General features: G+C 32.7%; 16 protein-coding genes. 10 read left to right on the forward strand and 6 right to left on the reverse strand.

Annotated elements, in window-relative coordinates; translation table 11 throughout:
- Positions 1-8: 8 nt before the first annotated feature.
- From AC5SLT_RS01895 to AC5SLT_RS01920, 6 genes are all read left to right on the forward strand, one after another.
- Positions 9-419 (forward strand): VOC family protein, encoded by a 411-nt coding sequence (locus AC5SLT_RS01895; protein ID WP_494577153.1) that lies wholly within the window; start codon positions 9-11, stop codon positions 417-419.
- Positions 420-464: 45 nt separating this feature from the next.
- Positions 465-1946 (forward strand): aldehyde dehydrogenase, encoded by a 1482-nt coding sequence (locus AC5SLT_RS01900; RefSeq protein WP_494592275.1) that lies wholly within the window; start codon positions 465-467, stop codon positions 1944-1946.
- 99 nt (positions 1947-2045) lie between these two features.
- A complete protein-coding gene (locus tag AC5SLT_RS01905) occupies positions 2046-3008 on the forward strand; it encodes an ABC transporter substrate-binding protein (protein ID WP_271616889.1) in 963 nt (320 codons plus the stop codon).
- Between the two features lie 82 nt (positions 3009-3090).
- Positions 3091-4140: a quaternary amine ABC transporter ATP-binding protein gene (locus AC5SLT_RS01910; protein ID WP_006997121.1), complete on the forward strand. Its 1050-nt coding sequence runs from the start codon at positions 3091-3093 to the stop codon at positions 4138-4140.
- Positions 4133-5638 (forward strand): ABC transporter permease, encoded by a 1506-nt coding sequence (locus AC5SLT_RS01915; RefSeq protein ID WP_494592278.1) that lies wholly within the window; start codon positions 4133-4135, stop codon positions 5636-5638. Before AC5SLT_RS01910 ends, AC5SLT_RS01915 begins: the two co-directional genes overlap by 8 nt.
- A gap of 9 nt (positions 5639-5647) precedes the next feature.
- Complete coding sequence (locus AC5SLT_RS01920; RefSeq protein WP_494592280.1) at positions 5648-6253, forward strand: LysE/ArgO family amino acid transporter; 606 nt, start codon at positions 5648-5650, stop codon at positions 6251-6253.
- 1 nt (position 6254) lies between these two features.
- Here AC5SLT_RS01920 and hisD read toward each other — a convergent pair whose 3' ends face one another.
- Together hisD and AC5SLT_RS01930 are read right to left on the reverse strand one after the other, a co-directional pair.
- Positions 6255-7541 carry a histidinol dehydrogenase gene (gene hisD, locus AC5SLT_RS01925; protein WP_011281955.1) on the reverse strand — a complete coding sequence of 429 codons (1287 nt, stop codon included), beginning with the start codon at positions 7539-7541 and terminating at the stop codon, positions 6255-6257.
- 62 nt (positions 7542-7603) lie between these two features.
- Entirely contained in the window at positions 7604-8515 is a 912-nt protein-coding gene (locus AC5SLT_RS01930) for a bifunctional enoyl-CoA hydratase/phosphate acetyltransferase (protein ID WP_494592282.1), read from the reverse strand.
- A gap of 49 nt (positions 8516-8564) precedes the next feature.
- Between AC5SLT_RS01930 and AC5SLT_RS01935 the strand changes: the two genes are divergently transcribed.
- Entirely contained in the window at positions 8565-9707 is a 1143-nt protein-coding gene (locus AC5SLT_RS01935; protein ID WP_494592284.1) for an epoxide hydrolase family protein, read from the forward strand.
- On the opposite strand, the gene AC5SLT_RS01940 is transcribed toward AC5SLT_RS01935, so the two are convergent.
- The 4 genes from AC5SLT_RS01940 to AC5SLT_RS01955 all read right to left on the reverse strand — a co-directional run bounded on the left by AC5SLT_RS01940 (position 9708) and on the right by AC5SLT_RS01955 (position 14478).
- Positions 9708-10718, reverse strand: coding sequence for an Ldh family oxidoreductase (locus AC5SLT_RS01940; protein WP_494592286.1), 1011 nt, complete (start codon positions 10716-10718; stop codon positions 9708-9710).
- 18 nt (positions 10719-10736) lie between these two features.
- Positions 10737-12650 carry an ABC transporter permease subunit gene (locus AC5SLT_RS01945; protein ID WP_271622954.1) on the reverse strand — a complete coding sequence of 638 codons (1914 nt, stop codon included), beginning with the start codon at positions 12648-12650 and terminating at the stop codon, positions 10737-10739.
- A gap of 1 nt (position 12651) precedes the next feature.
- A complete protein-coding gene (locus tag AC5SLT_RS01950) occupies positions 12652-13449 on the reverse strand; it encodes an ATP-binding cassette domain-containing protein (protein ID WP_020169287.1) in 798 nt (265 codons plus the stop codon).
- An 87-nt stretch (positions 13450-13536) separates the two neighbouring features.
- Positions 13537-14478, reverse strand: coding sequence for an ABC transporter substrate-binding protein (locus AC5SLT_RS01955; protein WP_494577161.1), 942 nt, complete (start codon positions 14476-14478; stop codon positions 13537-13539).
- 205 nt (positions 14479-14683) lie between these two features.
- Between AC5SLT_RS01955 and aptA the strand changes: the two genes are divergently transcribed.
- The 3 genes from aptA to AC5SLT_RS01970 are packed head-to-tail and all read left to right on the forward strand — an operon-like array spanning position 14684 to position 19642.
- Entirely contained in the window at positions 14684-16030 is a 1347-nt protein-coding gene (gene aptA / locus AC5SLT_RS01960; protein ID WP_006997111.1) for an omega-aminotransferase AptA, read from the forward strand.
- 42 nt (positions 16031-16072) lie between these two features.
- A complete protein-coding gene (ald, locus tag AC5SLT_RS01965) occupies positions 16073-17191 on the forward strand; it encodes an alanine dehydrogenase (RefSeq protein ID WP_494592288.1) in 1119 nt (372 codons plus the stop codon).
- 6 nt (positions 17192-17197) lie between these two features.
- Positions 17198-19642 (forward strand): GcvT family protein, encoded by a 2445-nt coding sequence (locus tag AC5SLT_RS01970; RefSeq protein WP_494592289.1) that lies wholly within the window; start codon positions 17198-17200, stop codon positions 19640-19642.
- Positions 19643-19658 lie beyond the last annotated feature (16 nt).

Consider the following 19658-nt stretch of genomic DNA (forward strand, 5'->3'; position numbering starts at 1 on the left):
GAAAATCCATGTACAAAAATACCAACTGTTTTCATTTAGCAATACCTTGTGGCGATTTAGAGAAAGCAAAACATTTTTACAGTGAAATATTGGGGTGCCGATTAGATAATTCGGCTCAAGAATGGGCAGATGTAGATTTTTGGGGAAATGAATTAACTCTTCACGCAAGTGAGCATAAACTTGAAAGTGAAAGACATGATGTTGATATGGGTAACGTTTCCGTTCCTCATTTCGGTGTACATTTATCTAGAGAAAATTTTAATTCACTAAAAAAGAGATTAACAGACAACAATACAAAATATTATGATGAGCCTTATTTAAGGTTTAAAGGTACGAAGTATGAGCAAGAGACATTTTTTGTTAAAGACCCTAATGAAAATATTTTAGAGATTAAAACACTGACTGCAAATCCAGAATAGCTTCTTTACTAAAATCAATCTTTAGAATATCTTTTAATCTATAAAATGACTGTAGATTACAACACTATTGCTAAAAATCTAAAATTTGAAGGTAGAGCTTTTATTGATGGTAAATATGTCGATGCCATTGATGGTGAAAAGTTTGAAAATATAAACCCTGCAACGGGTGAATTTCTTTGTACAGTTGCAAAATGCAATCATAAAGATGTTGATTTAGCAGTTAAAGTTTCAAGAAAAGCTTTTGATAGTGGAGTTTGGTCTAGAACATCCCCAGAATTTAGAAAAGATGTTTTACTGAAATTTGCAGAATTACTAAGACAAACTGGTGAAGAAAATTCTGTTCTTGAATGTGTAGATACTGGAAAATTAATTGGAGACTGTATTAATGAAGTTGCAAATGATGCGCCAATGCATTTTCAATGGTACGGAGAATTAATAGATAAAGTATTTGGTAAAGTTGGACCAACAGAACCATCATTAACTAGTTTAATTGTTAAAGAACCAATAGGTGTTGTTGCTGGAGTTGTTCCTTGGAACTTCCCTTTAATGATGGCAGTTTGGAAAATGGCACCAGCATTAGCTGCTGGATGTTCAGTTATAATTAAGCCAGCAGAAGACACACCTTTAACTGCAATTAGAGTTGCTCAAATTGCTAAAGAAGCAGGTATTCCAGATGGAGTTTTAAATATAGTACCTGGCTTTGGCGATGTGGGTGAAGCACTTGGCAGACATGATGATGTTGATGCAGTTTCATTTACAGGCTCAACAGAAGTAGGTGGACTATTCATGAAATATTCTGGAGAAAGTAATTTAAAAACAATTGGATTAGAGATGGGTGGAAAAAGTCCGTTTATAGTTTTAGAAGATGCAAAGATTACAGATGATTTAATTGATAATGCAATTAATTCAGCTTTTTGGAATGGTGGACAGAATTGCTCTGCAAACATGAGACAAATAATTCACAGTAAAGTTAAAGATGAATTTTTAGATAAAGTTTCAAAAAAAGTTAAAGCTCTTAAAGCTGGAGATCCACTTGATCCAGAAAGTAATATGGGATCAATGATTTCTAAAAAACATCTAGCAACAGTTGATGGATATATTCAAAAAGGAATTGATGAAGGAGCTAAATTATTATTTGGAGGAATTTCAAGCGGTGATCAAAAAGGATTTTTTGCAAAACCAACTCTATTTGATGATTTAAAAGAAAACATGACAATTGCCCAAGAAGAAATTTTTGGACCAGTTTTAGGGGTTCTTACAATTAATAGTGATGAAGAGGCATTAAAAATTGCAAGCAATTCAAAGTATGGATTGCATGCAAGTGTTTTTACTCAAGATATTGATAGAGCTTTTTATATGGCAAAAAGCTTACCTTGTGGAACTGTTTCAGTTAATACTTTTTCTGAAGGTGATATAAAAACACCCTTTGGTGGATACAGACAGTCAGGATCATTGAGTAGAGATCAAGGTACAGAAGCACTAGATCAATACCTTCAAACTAAGACTATTTGGATTAGTCACTCTTAAAACTTAATCATAGCAATCATAATAAGTAGCTAATTTTCTTTGACTTGTTCAAAAGTTATAAGTTATGCTTCGTTTTTTAAATTAATCGAGAGGGATATAATGAAAATAATAAAAACTACACTTGTAGCTGGTTTAATTTCTTTATTTGCTACTTTTTCAACATTTGCTGAGAAAGTTAAAATAGGAGATCCAGGTTGGACAGGTGCTACGGCTATTGCAAATTTATTAGCAGCAGTTGTTAATGACAAAATGGGTGGAGAAGCAGAACTAGTTCCAGGAAACAACACTGCAATCTACGGTGCAATTGATAGAAGCAAAGGTGAAATAGAAGTTCACCCTGATATCTGGTTACCTAATCAACAGGCTTATACTAACGATCTAGTTCCTAAAGGAACTCTTAAGTTAAGTTCAAAACCTTATGAAGGAAACCAAGGATATTGTGTGTCTCAACAATTTGCTAAAAAAATGAATATTACAGCAATTGAAGACTTAGCTAGACCAGAAGTTGTGAAAGCAATGGACAGTGATGGTAATGGTAAAGGTGAGTTTTGGATAGGTGCTGATGGATGGGCTTCTGCAAATGTAAACCAAGTAAAACTTAGAGATTACGGTTTATACGATGCAGGCATTGAAGCAATCAGAGCTGCTGAAGCTGTAAAAAATGCAAGAGTACTTGACTCTATTAAAAAAGGTGAAGGTTATGCATTTTATTGTTACAAGCCACATGCAATTTGGGGAATGGCTGATGTAGTTATGTTAACTGAACCTAAGTTCGATGAAGCAAAATACAAAATGGTTCAGCCTAAAGAAGATGCTGATTGGTACAAAAAATCTTATGTTGCATCAAAAGATGCTCTTAAGCAAATCCAAATCGGTTGGGGAACTTCTTTAGAAGCAAAGTCACCAGCGATTGTTGATTTCTTTAAGAACTTTCAATTGTCAGCAGACGATGTTTCATTAATGGCTTTTCAAATTTCAGTTGAGAAAAAAGATCCAGCTGATGTTGCTAGAACATGGATGAAAAACAATAAGTCTAAAGTTGATGGTTGGTTAGGCCTTTAAGTTAAACTAAATTTTACCCGGCAACCAAATTTGTTGCCGGGTATATTTCTTTAAAAAATTATTAAATTTTCGAACGGACTTGATGGACTCAGCTATAGAAATAAAAAATGTTTGGAAGATTTTTGGCAACACTTCTGTGGAAGCATTAAATGCCATTCAAAATAATCGTATTTCAAAACAAGAAGCTTTAGAAAAATATAATTCAGTAATTGGTGTATCAGATGTCTCTTTTGACGTTAAAAAAGGAGAAATATTCTGTGTAATGGGTCTTTCAGGAAGTGGTAAATCCACTTTAGTGAGACATATTAATAGATTACTAGAACCTACTTCAGGACAAATTTTGATCGATAATGAAGATGTAATGAAGTTTGATCCAAAAAGTTTACAAGATTTAAGGAATAAAAAGATAGGCATGGTTTTTCAAAACTTTGCTCTAATGCCTCACCGATCAGTTTTAGACAATATAGCAATGCCGCTTGAAATAAGAGGTATTAGTAAAAATGATAGATTGGATGCTGCTAATAAGATTTTAGATATTGTGGAACTTCAAGGTTGGGGAAATAAATTTGCCCATGAACTTTCAGGTGGAATGCAACAAAGAGTAGGATTAGCTAGAGCTTTAGCAGCGGATCCTGATGTTTTATTAATGGATGAACCTTTTAGTGCACTAGACCCATTAATAAGAAGACAGCTTCAAGCAGAATTTATCAAACTTTCAAAACAAATGAAAAAGACTACAGTATTTATAACTCATGACTTAGATGAAGCAGTAAGAGTAGGTCATAGAATTGCTATCATGAGAGATGGAAAAGTTATTCAAATAGGAACACCAGAAGAAATAGTAATGAAACCAGCAGATGATTATGTTGCTGATTTTGTAAAAGGAATATCTAGATTAAAAATTATTCAAGCAAAATCTATCATGCAGCCTGTTGAGAAATTTGAAAAAGAATTTGGATTAATATCAAAAAATTTAGAAAGCGTTCATGAAAATGATTTACTAAATAAGTTGATAGAAAAATCCTCTATTAAGGATGAGCCGATATTAGTAATTAATAATGAAAATAAAAATATTGGTATAATAACACAGGCAGACTTATTAAAAGCTGTTGTAGAGGGCAGTGATGGATAATAAAGCAAACAGAAACCCATCAAGAGATGAATTAATTACTGACTTTGTAAAAAGTAATCCAGACTATTATATTAAAGAGTTTAAAAAAATTGGTAGCAAGCCTACTTACTCATTTTCATTTAATTTATTTGCATTCATATTTGGGCCAATTTGGTTTGGTATGCGTAATATTTGGAATTGGACTTTAGCTTTTTTAATTATTGAAACTTTTTCAGTAGTACAAATAATCAGAGGTTTATTTGGTAATATTACGGCAGAGGCCATTGCTAAAGTTGAACAAGTAAAAAGCACTATAGCCTTTAGAAATAAACAATTAGAAGCCGCGATAGAAAATAATCCAGACAAAGTTGATGTCTTTGAAAGAAACATAAAATCCTTAGAGAATGCTATGCAAGGTTATTTAGATGAAATTATGAGAGTAGAAGCTTCAGCAATTTGGATAGTAATTTTTGGTTTTATTTTATTGATAGGAGTTAAAATTGTTCAAGGTGTTTTGGCAAATTCAATTTTAGAAAAGAAATATTCTGAATGGTTATCCGATAAGTCTATTCATCCAGGGATGCAGATGAAAAATTACATTTTAAGTGGTGTTTTTACCTCTGTTATAATGATTTTTACAGTTATCCATTACAGTTTTCCGGGCTTACTTAAGATAATGGATACGTTCCCAACACATCCTGAAATAAGATTATTTTCAATTAAATGGATAGAAATTGTTTTTGATTATGCCGTTGTTAAAGGAGATTTAATTTTTACAGCTATAACAATTGGTATTAGGTCTGTATTAGATTTCTTAGAATTATTGTTTGTTAAAACTCCTTGGATTGTAATTATAACTGCAATTGTAACTTTAACTGGGTTATCTGCAGGACCCAGGGCTGCAATTTATTCTACAGGATTTTTATGTTACATGGGTTTTTTAGGTTTCTGGGTTAAAGCAATGACTACACTTGCCTTATTAGGAACTGCTGCAGTTTTAAGTATAGCAATTGGAATTCCGCTTGGAATTTTCTGTGCAAGACGACAAAGATTTTATTCATTAATTAGACCGATAATGGATTTCATGCAAACAATGCCAGCCTTTGTATTTATGATTCCAGTAATAGCGTTTTTTGGAACTGGAAAGGTTGCAGCAGTAATTATTACAATGATTTTTGGTGGTACACCTGTTGTAAGACTTACAGTTTTAGGGTTACGTGGAGTGCCAGAAACAATTCGAGAAGCTGCTATCGCATACGGTGCAACTAAATGGTATTTGCTGAGAAAAGTAGATCTGCCACTAGCTACACCTTCAATTTTGGCAGGTGTGAACCAAACAGTAATGTTAAGTTTAGCCATGGTTGTTGTAGCATCTCTAATCGGTGCAAAAGGTTTAGGTCAAGATGTTCTTGAGGCATTGCAATATGCTAATGTTGGACAAGGTATACTTGCGGGTATAGCTATTTTATTTGTTGCATTAATACTTGATAGGGTTGTTCAGGGTAAAAAAAGAGTTTAATAAAACTTAATGGATTATTTAATATTAGGTTTTTTAACTGGGTTAAGTTTAATTCTTGCAATAGGTGCTCAAAATATATTTGTCATAGAACAAGGCTTAAAAAAACAATATATTTTTATTGTATGTTTAATTTGTTCAATTTCAGACTTTTTATTAATTTTTTTAGGAATTTTTTTATTTCAGTATCTGAATCATTTTTTTACTCCAACTATTGAGTTAGTTTTTAATATTTTACTTTTAATATTTTTATTACATTTTATTTGGGGAAAAATTAAAACTAAAGTTTCAGAAACTTCATTTGATGTGGATAGTAAAACTAATAATTTATCTAACATTGTAGTTAAAACTTTAGGTTTTACTTTTCTTAATCCACATGTTTATTCAGACACTGTGTTTTTCCTTGGAAACTTCTCTAAAAGCCTTAGTCAAGTGGATAAGTATTACTTTGGTGCTGGGGCAGCCATTTCTTCATTCCTATTTTTTTTTATAATAGGATATCTTTCAAATTATTTTTCTAAATATCTTAAAAGTGCAACAGTGTGGAAAAGAATAAATTATTTGATTATTCTTTTTATGTCTATTTTGGCTTTAACAGTGCTAATGGAAATTATATAATTTAACTAGAATAACCGTACTTTTTAAGCCTAACGTCGCCTGTTCTTGCATGTGCTTCCATTCCTTCATATCTAGAAATTCTTGCAGCTGCAGCACCAACTAATTCAGTAGATTCTTTTGTCATTCGTTGAAAACTTAAAGTTTTAACAAACTTACCAACGAATAATCCACCCGTATATCTTCCCGCACCTTTAGTTGGAAGTATATGATTAGTTCCTGAACATTTATCTCCATAAGCAACAGTTGTTTCTTCTCCAATAAATAAAGAACCATAGTTTGTAAGTCTTTTGTGAAACCACTCTAAATTTTCTGTCTGAACTTCTAAGTGTTCTGGAGCATACTCATCACTAATAGTTGCCATTTCTTCATCAGTATCACAAAGGATAACTTCACCATAATCTCTCCACGCTGCATCTGCGTTTGTTCTTGGAACTTCTGGTAGTTCAGCAATTAATTCTGGAACTCTTTTCATTACTTTTTCTGCAAGCTCTTTACTCGTTGTGTATAACCAACAAGGTGAATTATAACCATGCTCAGCTTGACCCACTAAATCTACAGCAACTATCTCAGGGTCAGCTTTAGCGTCAGCAATAATTCCAATCTCAGTAGGACCAGCAAACAAGTCAATACCCACTTTTCCAAATAAAATTCTTTTAGCTTCAGCAACAAATTGATTTCCTGGACCAACGATAATATCTGCAGGAGGGTTATTAAATAAGCCATTAGTCATTGCTGCAATTGCAGGAACACCACCTAAATTTAAAATTACATCAGCACCACAAAGATCTGCTGTATAAATAATTGTTGGATGAGCACCCACTCCTTCTTTTGGAGGGCTACAGGCAATAACGTTTTTTACACCAGCAACCTTTGCTGTTGTTACACTCATAACAGCTGATGCAATGTGTGCATAACGACCTCCTGGTACATAACATCCAGCAGTATTTACAGGTATTAATTTTTGACCAGCAAAAAGTCCATCAGAAAGCTCTACTTCAAAATCTTGACCATAATTTTTTAATTGAGCTTCAGCAAATTTTCTAACTCTTTCATATGAAAATTGAACATCATCTTTTGTTTTTTGATCTAATGTTTTTTTAATTTCTTCAATTCTTTCTTTAGAAACGATGATTTCTCCATCGTACTTATCAAATTTTTTTGTAAGATCGATACAACCTTGTTCTTTTGTAGTTTCGATATTTTTTAATAAATCCTGAACAATTCCAGTTGTTTTAGTATCGTCCGTTGAAGATGTTTTTGGTGATTTTTTTAAGTACGTTATAGCCATTGTTTCCCTCTCTAATTTTGAAGCTTTATTTAAAACATTAATGTAATTATTTCAATGAAGAATTAGTCTAAAGCAACAACAGCTGCAGCAATAGAGGCTAATCTAGCTTGTGCTTCATCAGATCTACTAGTAATTACTATTGGAACTTTACCACCAACAACTACACCAGCTGCACAAGCTCCCATAAAATAAATCATCATTTTAACCAAACTATTTCCGGTTTCAACACTTGGAACTAGCAATACATCTGCATTACCAGCTACAATATTTTTAACACCTTTTATAGCGGCAGATTTTTTTGAAATACTATTATCAAATGCCAAGGGACCAAAAACATCAGCATTTAAACTTTCTTCTTTTGCAAGTTTTGTAATTTCATCTGCATCGATAGAGCTTGGTACACTATCTAAAATTTCTTCTGTTGCTGATAGAACTGCAATTTTGGGCCTTTCAATTCCTATACGGTTTGAAAAATCAATTACATTTCTTAAAATATGCATTTTTGTTTTTACATTGGGTAAAACATTTAAAGCACCATCAGTAATTATAAGTGGCTTGTCATCTTTAGTATTTGTCATATGCCATATGTGACTAAGTCTAGTTTTACCAAGTAAATTGTAATCTCTTTTTAAAATTTCTTTCATTAAGACATCTGTATGAATATGACCCTTAACAATAATTTCTACTTTATCTTGGCTAGCAAGTTTTGCAGCAATAGCAGCAGTATTATTTTCAATAGGTTCATCAATGATTTCAAATTTTGAAATATCCCATTTTAAATCTTCAGCACATTTAAGAATTTCTTTTTTATTCCCTATAAAGATAGGTGTTATTAAATTTTCATTAACAGCATCTTGAACTGAAAGCATTGGTAAAGGCAACCCTGCATTTACGATTGCAGCATTAACACCTTTTTTTTTATGTGCATGATCCAGAAGGTTATTAGGACAAACAATTTCTTTATTTGAAAGCATGAGGTATATTTAGTCTGAATTTTTAAAAAGTATATACTGTAAATTGATAATGATTAAGCCTTTTAAATTAGATATTCCCGATAAAGTACTTCAAGAAATATACACTAAAGTAAAAAATTACCCATGGCATGAAATGCCAGACGATGGTGGCTGGAAATATGGAAGTAATCTTGATTATATGAAAGAGATCTCAAATTATTGGATTAAAGATTTTGATTGGAGAAAACATGAGGCAGAAATAAATCAATTTCCAAATTTTACAACTATTGTAGATGATATCGAAATACATTTTATTCATGAAAAGGGAAGTGGGTCCAACCCAACACCTTTACTTCTTATGCATGGATGGCCTGGATCAGTAATTGAGTTTTTACATATTATAAAAAGACTTGCACACCCTGAAAAATTTGGTGGAAATATTGAAGATGCTTTTGATGTAGTGATTCCATCATTACCTGGTTTTGGTTTTTCTGGGAGACCTTCAAGACCCATGGGACCAAGAAAAATAGCCAATACTTTAAATAAATTGATGACAGAAAACCTTGGTTATAAAAAATATTTAGCACAAGGAGGTGATTGGGGAGCAACTATTGCAAACTGGATTGGTTATGACCATTCAAAATCATGTAAGGCAATTCACATTAATTGTTTAACAATGCGCCACCCCGATGGTCCACAAACAAAACAAGAGGAAGAATGGCAACAAAGATTTAATACAGACCAAATAATGCAGGATGGCTATAGAACTCAACAAGCAACTAAACCTCAAACTTTAAGTTATGGAATGATGGACAGTCCTGTTGGAATTGCAGCATGGATTATTGAAAAAATGTACTCATGGTCTGATTTAAAAGATAACAATATTGAAAGTGTTTATTCAAAAGATACACTCTTAGCTAATATTATGGTTTATGTAGTTACAAAAACTTTTAACACAGCTACTTGGATTTATTACGGAAGAAGAGAAGAGGGTGGACGTTTTTTTCCTAAAGATTTTAAAAAAATAGAAATTCCCACAGCTGCAGCAATTTTTCCAGCAGAAATGTCTGAGTGGCCACCAAAATCTTATGTAGACAGAATGTTTAATGTTACTCAATGGACAGAGATGCCGAGGGGTGGACATTTTGCAGCGCTTGAAGAACCTGAACTTCTTGTTAATGATCTTGTAAAGTTTTCAAGAACTGTAAGATAGCTAGATACTTCGTAAATATTCCAAGTCTTTTAAAACAGCTTTTGAAATATTAATTTCTTTTTTAAGATTACTTTTAAACCTATTAAACTTACTTTGTCCTGGGTAAAGAATTTCTTTAACACCTTTTATCTTAGGTAGTTTTTTTATAGTTTTGATATTGTCTTTTATCCTTTTATTGAAAGAATTTCCTACAAATAAATTAGGCTTTAAAACAAAAAATAGGTGACCAATATTTTGTGGACCACTAAAATCAGTAAATGGATCTTTAACTCTACCTGCATGATTACCACCTGTTAATACACCACTTAAAATATCAACCATCCAAGCTAATCCAGAACCCCTAAAACCAGCTATTGGTAATTGAACACCCTCTAATGCTTTTTTAGGATCCGTTGTTGGTTTACCAAATTTATCTAAAGCAACTCCCTCAGGAATTTTAATTCCTTCTCTTGCTGCAACTCTAATTTTTCCTCTATTAATCATTGAGATTGAAGTATCTAAAATAAAAGGAACCTTTGATCCAGTAGGTGTTCCAAAACAAATAGGGTTTGTTCCAAATAAACTTTTTAAAGCTCCATGAGGCGCAACTGCTGGAGGTGCATTAGTAAATACCATTACCATTAAACCTTTTTTAACTGCTTGCTCTGCGTAATAACCAGATAAACCATAATGACCACTATTCTTAACTGCAACTAAGCCAATTCCAGTTTTCTTAGCATTGTTTATAGCAGTTTTAATAGCGGTATCTGCTGCAACAAAGCCAATACTATTGTTACCATCAACATGGGCAATGGATTGAGAAATTTTTTTAACTTTAATTTTAGCTTTTGGATTAATAACTTTTTTAGAAATACGGTCACAGTACATCTTAAGTCTAGATAAACCATGTGATGGAGCACCAACTAATTCTGCATTGATTAAGGCTTCAGCACAAATAGTGGCATGATCTTTGCTTAATTTATACTTAATAAAGATATCTTTAATAATTGTTTTTAATTTCGAAGATTTCATAGTTTAATAAAAGTTTGATTAACCTTTACCATGCCATGGAATTGTTTTGTCAATTATTTTTCTTAAAGCAACATCAAATAATAAACCTAACATACCCATTACAAAAATAGTGATCCAAATAACTTCATATTGGAAGTATTTTTTAGCAACGTTTTCAACAAATCCAATACCGGTAGTACCAGCTAAAAATTCAGCTGCAACCAAAGTTCCCCAACACATTCCAACAGCAACTCTAACCCCTGTTAAAATTTCTGGTAATGAGTTTGGAAATATTACATGTCTTAATATTTGCCATTTAGATGCACCAAGTGAGTGTGAAGCATGAATTTTAGACAACTGCGTACCAGCAGCTCCTGCTCTAGCAGAGATGATCATAATTGAAAATGAAACCATAAATAATAAGAAAACTTTCCCAACATTATCAATTCCAAATACAGTAATAACTAGAGGAGCCCAAGCTAATGGGGGTACCGGTCTATATAGTTCAATTAATGGATCAAAAAATCCTTTAGCAAATCTGTTTAAACCCATAAATAATCCTAGTGGTACACCAAAAATAATTCCAAGTACTAAACCTAAAAGAACTCTTAAAAAAGAATCCCAGATATGACCCATCGGAACTGGTATCTTAAATAATTTAAACTCACCTGTAACGACACTTAAGACTTTACTCTTAAAGTTTGGAGTAACAGTTCCATCAGCATTATGAATTGGATATGCCCCAGGCATAGCATCTGCAATCCAATCAGGTAATATAAAACCAACTATTTTACTTACATCCATCATTTCATACCAAATTAGAGGTACGTTTTTAAATCCAATACTGGGTTTAAGGAGTAGCACAAATTTATTAAAGGTATCAGACGGTTTTGGTAACCATCTTCCAGATCCTTGCTCAGAACAATTTGGTCCACTTGAAACAATTGTACCAGCAGGAAATAAAAAAATATCAACTAGTCTTAAAACACCTTGCTCTTTCTTTTGAACTTCATCAAACTCTATTATTGATTTTTGCATATCATCAAGAGTATTAGGTGGGAAAATACTTGCGTATTCGATTCTTCGAGCAATTTTTAAAACATCTTTTGCTAATGCAGAAGCTACTTCTTGGGTATCATCTAAACTAGATCGATAAGCTTTAATCTCATCCTTAATCTCTTTCATTAACTGCTTATATTTATAGTTATGATTTCTTAATTTGAAAAAGTCATTACTAATAAGAGTTAATTCTTTTGCAGCTGCATCAAATTTTAAACCTATTTTTGTTTCAGGAATAGTTGGTATTTCAACTGTATTTTCTACAGCGGTTGCAGAGGCTCCCCATTTCCCTTGTTTTTTTAAAGCCTCAATTCTTGCGTTCTCTTCTTCAATACTTTTAATTGGCGGATAGCTTATTTTTTGAAAATCTTCTGTTAACCAAGTAATTCTATTTGTTAAATCTCGAATTTGACTTTTTGTTTCTTCTTCTAAAAGATCAATATTGGTTAACAATGGAATTGATTGTTGAGTTTTTGCAATAAATTTTAAAAGAGTAGTTTTGTCTTGTTCTCTTATATTAGGTGAATTTTTAATTTCATTAGCTAGTTTTTGTATATTTTTGTTTTCACCTTTAATTATTGAAGTACTCTTAAATTCACGTTCCTCAATTGGAAATAAATATTTTAATGAAAGTAAAGAGTCGTTTACTTTTGCAACCTGACAAAGTTCATTTGCTGACTGAGGATAAAATGATTTCGCCATATCCCAAGAATAGTAAAGCCAAGTTAATAGTAAAAAACTACTACCAACAATAACCCAATGAACTCCACCTTTAGCTCTTTCAGGGTTACCAAATACAGCATCTAATTTTTCAGTTTTTGCTAATTTTCTTCCATACAAAATAGATCCAATAACTGCAAAAATTACTACGAATGTTATAATACCTGTTAGCATACTAAATATCTTTACCCATAATTTCTTCTTCCATATTCCAAATCATAGTTAGAATTTCTTCTCTAGTGCTTACAAAGTTAGGTGTTTTTTTTATCTCCCTTAAATCACCATCAATACCCATTGATGCAAAAGGAAGATTATATTCTTTATGGATACGACCTGGTCTTGGTGCCATTACATATAATCTTTCACCTAGTAGTAAAGCTTCTTCAACTGAGTGGGTGATTAAGATAATGGTTTTTCCTGTTTCTTTCCAAATTTTTAAAACTAAAGACTGCATCTTCTCTCTGGTTAATGCATCTAATGCTCCTAACGGTTCATCCATTAAAATTAAATCAGGGTCATTAATTAAACATCTAGCAAGAGCAACTCTTTGCTGCATACCTCCAGATAATTGATAAGTAGGAGTGTTTCCAAAACCTTGTAGGCCTACTATATTTAACCATTCTTCAACTTTCTTAGCAGTTTTAACCGGGTCTTCTTTTTTCATTCTTAAACCAAAGTCAACATTCTCTGCAACTGTTAGCCATTCAAATAATGCACCTTGCTGAAAGACCATTCCCCGTTCAACACCAGGGCCATTAATTTCATTTCCATTAAGAGTGAGAACTCCAGAAGTAGGTCGTAGAAATCCAGCAGTAATGTTTAATAAAGTTGTTTTTCCACAGCCCGAAGGACCAAGAACAGTTAAAAGTTCACCTTTTTTAAGTGTAAAGTTTACATCTTTTAATGCATGAACTGTTTCTCCTTTTGGAGTTTTAAAGATCATGTTTAAATTCTGAGAAATTAAATCACTCATAAGACAATACTATATTAGAATTTTTTTAAAAAAATAGGCACCAATTTATTAAATTGGCGCCTATTTAAATTTATTCAACTCTCTAAATTAAAGAGGTAAAAAGCTTGTATCAACTGCTCCGTTAGGAGTACCCATTCCTTTTAAAAATCCACTTAGATTTCCAGAAGTCATAGATTTTTCAGTCTCTTCAGGTGTAAGAAATTTAAATCCGCTTAAAGTTTCTTTCATATCACCAAGCTTCATCTCAGCATCTTTAGCAATAACATTTAAATCACTTTTACCTGCTGCATATCTAGCGTTTGCTTCATGAGTTACTTCTATGAAAGTTCTCAGCATACCTGGGTTCTCTTTCATAAATTTGTCAGTAACAGATGTAATGTCAATACCTAAGATACCAGCATCACGCGCTTCTTGAACTGTTAGTAATCTACTTCCAACTGCAGTTGCAGCTTTAATAGAATTACCACCAAATAAACATGCCATTACAACATCACCAGAAACTAGTGCAGCAGCACCTTCTTCAGGATCCATTTGAATAACTGTCATTTTACTTTTATCAGCGCCAACAACTTTCATACTTTCATCAAAAACATACTCAGCCATTGTTCCTAGAGGAACAGCAACTTTTTTACCTTCTAATTCAGAAGCGTTAGCTTTTGTAATTCCAGAAGCATTAGATGTAACACAAGTTGTTCCACCCATTCCGTATTCCATAGCAATATCTACAAGTTTTAGCGGAGCTTTTGATTTAACAGCATTGATAAATGGCACTAAGCCTTGTGAGTAAGAAATATCAATATCTCCAGCTAACATAGCATCAGTCATAGCACCACCGTTTGAAAAGTTAGTCCATTTAACTGGAACACCTAGAGCTTTATCAAACATCTTTTTAACTTTGTCTTCTTGGTTTGGAGTAGGCCATTCTAAAAAGAATGCAACTCTAACTTCTTTAGCAGCAGCGTTAGCAACTGATATAGATAAGTTAAGAGCAACTACAGCACCAAGAATAAAACCAATTATTTTTTTCATTATTATTCCTTTGTTAGTAATTTAATTAAATTATTTGTATTTAAATAGAATTTGGAATTGATGTAAAACAAATTTTAATTTTTATACACCTATAAGTTGTAAAATTATAAGCCTTAAAGAAAAAAATAATTATAGAAAACCTTTTGATTTAGTCTAATAGTTAGGAATAAAATTATAACACTACATACTTAGAGAGAGAATATTTATGAGCTCAGAAAACAGAACTTCAGTACCTAATTCATTAAATGAACATTGGATGCCGTTTACATCTAATAAAGATTTCAAAGCAAACCCAAGACTAATTACAGAAGCTAAGGGGGTTTACTTAAAAACTCACCATGGAAAAACACAAATAGATGCGAGCTCAGGGTTATTTTGTAACCCACTAGGCCATGGAAGAAGAGAAATCACAGAAGCTGTTACAAAGCAATTAGAAACTTTAGATTACGCACAACCATTTCAACAAGGTTTTGGTGGTTCATTTGAATTAGCTACAAAAATTTCAAAACACACACCAGGTGATTTAAATAAAATGTTTTTTACAATTTGTGGATCTACAGCTGTAGAAACTGCAATTAAAATTGCTGTTGCATATCACAGAGCAAAAGGACATGCAGAAAGATTTAGATTTGTTGGACGTGAGCGTGGTTATCATGGAATGAACATTGGCTGTATTTCAGTGGGTGGAATGGTAAATAATGTTAAAACGTTTGCAAGTGTTTTAATGCCAGGTGTCCAACACATTAGACATACACATTTACCAGAACATAAGTTTGTAAGTGGTCAACCAGAAACTGGAGACTATTTAGCAAATGATTTAGAAACTATTTGTCAAAACTTTGGTGGCGAAAACATTGCTGCTTGTATTGTTGAACCGATTGCTGGATCAACTGGAACATTGGTTCCACCAAAAGGATATTTACAAAAACTAAGAGAGATCTGTGACAAGCATGGAATACTTTTAATTTTTGATGAAGTAATTACAGGATGGGGCAGAACAGGATCTAAATTCGCTGCAGATGAATTTGGAGTAACTCCAGACATTATGACAATGGCTAAAGCTACAACCAACGGTGTTGTTCCCATGGGTGTTGTTGCATGTAATGATTATATCTATGATGCGGTAATGGATGCTTCACCAACAGGTGCAGTTGAATTGTTTCATGGCTATACTTATTCAGGAATTCCAGTTGCAGTTGCTGCCGCTCTTGCAGTGCAGGAAATTTTTGAAAAAGATGATATTTTCAATAGAGCAAAAAATTTATCTCCTTATTTCCAAAAAGGATTATTCTCTCTTCAGGATCTAGAGTCTGTAGATAATATTAGAGGATATGGAATGATGGGCGGAATAGACATGAAGCTAAACACTAAACCAGGTAAAGCTGGTTATGAATGTTTTAAAGCTTGTTATGAAGCTGGTGTTAACTTTAAAGCTACAGGAGATTGTTTAATTATAGCTCCTCAATTCATCTGTGAAGAAAAACACATTGATGAGATTATTGAAAAGTTAAGAACTGGTATCACTAACTATCAAAAAAATCAAAAAAACTAAAAACTTTAAAATTTTAAAGTATTAAATTAAGGAGAGAAGGTTATGAAAATCGGCGTACCTAAAGAAATCAAACCACAAGAACATCGTATTGGATTAACACCTGAAAGTGTTAAAACTTTAATATCAGAAGGTCATGAAGTTTTAGTTGAAAATAATGGTGGATTTGAAGCTGGTTTTGAAAATGATCAATACACAAGTGTGGGTGCTAAAATTGTTGATAAAGCTGAAGATATTTTCAATGATGTAGACATTATTGTTAAAGTAAAAGAGCCCCAAGCAGGTGAAGTTAAGATGATTAGAGAAAATCAGATTGTTTATACTTACTTACATTTAGCAGCAGCTAAAGAATTAACAGAGGGTTTGATTAAATCTAAAGGTGTTTGTATAGCCTATGAAACAGTTACAGATGACAATGGCAGATTACCATTACTTGCACCAATGAGTGCAGTTGCTGGACGTATGTCAGTTCAAGCTGGTGCGCATTGTTTAGAAAAAAATCAAAAAGGTAGAGGACTTTTATTGGGAGGTGCTCCTGGAGTAGAAGGTGGAACTGTTGTTATTTTAGGTGGTGGTGTTGTTGGAGAAAATGCTGCTATAATTGCAACAGGAATGGGTGCTAAAGTTCATATCGTTGACAAGTCTGAAGCAAGATTGAAACAATTAGTTGAAATGTTTGGAGATAAAATAATTCCAGAACAAAGTGATAAGATCGATTTAAATCAACTAGTTGCAAAAGCTGATTTATTAATTGGAGGTGTTTTAATTCCAGGTGCTGAAGCTCCAAAGTTAATTACTAAACCAATGTTAAAACTTATGCAAAGAGGATCTGTTATTGTTGATGTTGCAATTGATCAAGGAGGTTGTGTTGAAACGAGTAAACCAACAACCCATGGTGATCCAACTTATATCATTGACGATGTAGTTCATTACTGTGTAGCTAATATGCCAGGTGGAGTTCCAAGAACTTCAACAATTGCATTAAATGCTGCAACACTACCTTATTTAGTTAAACTTGCTAACAAAGGTTATCAAAAAGCTTTAGGTGAAGATAAAAACTTCCTTGCAGGATTAAACGTCCATAAAGGTATGGTGACTTATAAAGCGGTTGCTGATGTTTTTGGACACGAGTTTGTAGCACCGGAAAAAGCTATAACCCAGTAAAAAAGTATGGATAAAATGCTTCCGGCCAAAGCAAAAGTTGTTGTCATTGGTGGGGGAGTTGCTGGTTGTTCTGTTGCATATCATCTTGCAAAATATGGTTGGAAAGATACCATTTTATTAGAAAGAGATCAACTAACATCAGGAACCACCTGGCATGCAGCAGGACTTGTTGGTCAATTAGGTGCATCCGCTACAATTACAAGACTTCGTAAATACTCTTTAAATCTTTACAAAGAATTAGAAAAAAAAACTGGTTTATCAACTGGACTAAAACAAAATGGTGCAATCACAGTTGCTAGCACGCCTGAAAGGCTACAAGAATTATTAAGACAAGCAACTGCTGCTCAGTTATTTGATGTTAATGTTGAAACTGTTAGCAAACAAAGAATAAAAGAACTTTATCCTGTTATAAATGATGATGATATTTTAGGTGGGGTATATATGCCGGAAGACGGTCAGGCAGACCCCGTTGGAGTGACTAATGTTTTAGCAAAAGCTGCAAAGATGGAAGGAGCTCAGATATTTGAGAAAACTCCTGTTGAAAAAATATTAATTAAAGACAAAAAAATTGTTGGTGTTCAAACGAAATTTGGCAAAATTGATTGTGAATACGTTGTAATTGCAACTGGGATGTGGTCGAGACAAATTGGAGAGGATATTGGGGTAAGTATTCCATTATATCCAAACGAGCACTTTTACATAATCACAGAACCGTTAGATAAGTTACCTAAAAACTTACCCGTTTTAAGAGACTATAATTCCTGTCTTTATTTAAAAGAAGATGCAGGAAAAATGTTAGTTGGAATATTTGAGCCTAATGCAAAACCTGCGTTCAAAGACAAAGGGGTGGTGCCACAGGACTTTTCTTTTGGTGAGTTTCCAGATGATTTTGATCACTTTGAACCTTATTTAGAAAAATCATTTCAAAGATTACCAATACTTGAAACTGCTGGTATTAGAAAATTTTTTTCAGGACCTGAATCATTTACACCTGATACACAATACCTTTTAGGAGAAGCTCCAGAGGTGAGTAATCTTTTTACGTGTTGTGGATTTAATAGCATTGGGATCGCAAGTTCAGGGGGTGCGGGCAGAGTTACTGCTGAATGGATGATTAATGGATATATGAATGAAGATTTATTTTCACTTGATATTAAAAGATTTCAAAAGTTCCACTCATCTAAAAAATTTATTATGGAAAGAGTTACTGAAACATTGGGTGACTTATATGGAATGCACTGGCCTTATAAACAACATAACACATCAAGAAATCAAAGATTATTACCTTATCATGAAGAATTAAAAAAAGAGGGAGCGTGCTTTGGTGTATCGGGTGAGTACGAAAGACCTATGTGGTACGCAAAAGATAATGAAAAAGCAGAATACAAATACAGTTTTGATTATCAAAACTGGTATCCTTCAGTTGAATTTGAAACAAAAAATACAATTACCAATGTTGGTTTGTATGAACTCTCTCCATTTTCAAAATATGAAATAAAAGGAGAACAAGCACATAGAGAATTACAAAGAATATGTACAGCTAATATTAAAAATGAAATAGGTAGATCAACATATACACAAATGCTGAATGAAGCTGGAGGAATTGAAGCAGACTTAACTATTATTTGTATTGATAGAAATCATTTTAGAATAATAAGTTCAGCTGCAACAAGAACCCATGATAAAGCGCATATTATAAAACATTTATCTCCTAATTTAGAATTAAAAGATATTACAGATGATATTATTTGTTTAGGAATTTTTGGACCAAAAAGTAGAAATTTAATTTCAAAAATTTCAAATGATGACTTTAGTAATGAAGGATTTAAATTTGGTTATGGTAAATTTATAAGTCTTGGTTCAAAAAAAATTTGGGCTCAAAGATTATCTTATGTAGGTGAATTAGGATTTGAGCTTTATATAGAGAATAAGGATGCTACAGAAATTTATCAGTTAATTGTTGAAGAAGGAAAAAATCATAATTTATCTCACTGTGGATCGCATGCAATGGATACAATGCGAATGGAAAGTGGATTTTTACATTGGGGTCACGATATTTCACCCGAAGAAAATCAATACGAGGCAGGATTAAATTTTGCAATTAGTTATAAAAAAGAAATCGATTTTATTGGCAAAGAAAGCTTATTAAAAATAAAAGGTAAAAAACAAAACAGAAGGTTTGTTATGCTGTCACTTAAAGATAGTAAGCCAGGCACACCTCTATTATTACATGAAGAACCAATCTATCTGGAAGATAAGATTATAGGAAGAACGACATCTGGGAATTATTCCTTTAATTATAAAAAAAACCTGTCTTTTGGATATGTAAGCTCAATACATTCAAATGAAGAACTTTCAAAAATGAACCTATATATTGAAGTTGCTAAACAGAAATTCCCAGCACTAGTAGAGATCGCTCCCCTAAAAGATAAACGTGCTAGATTGTTATAATTTTAGTTGCCGAATT

The sequence above is a fragment of the Candidatus Pelagibacter sp. PS_11 genome (assembly GCF_059417975.1).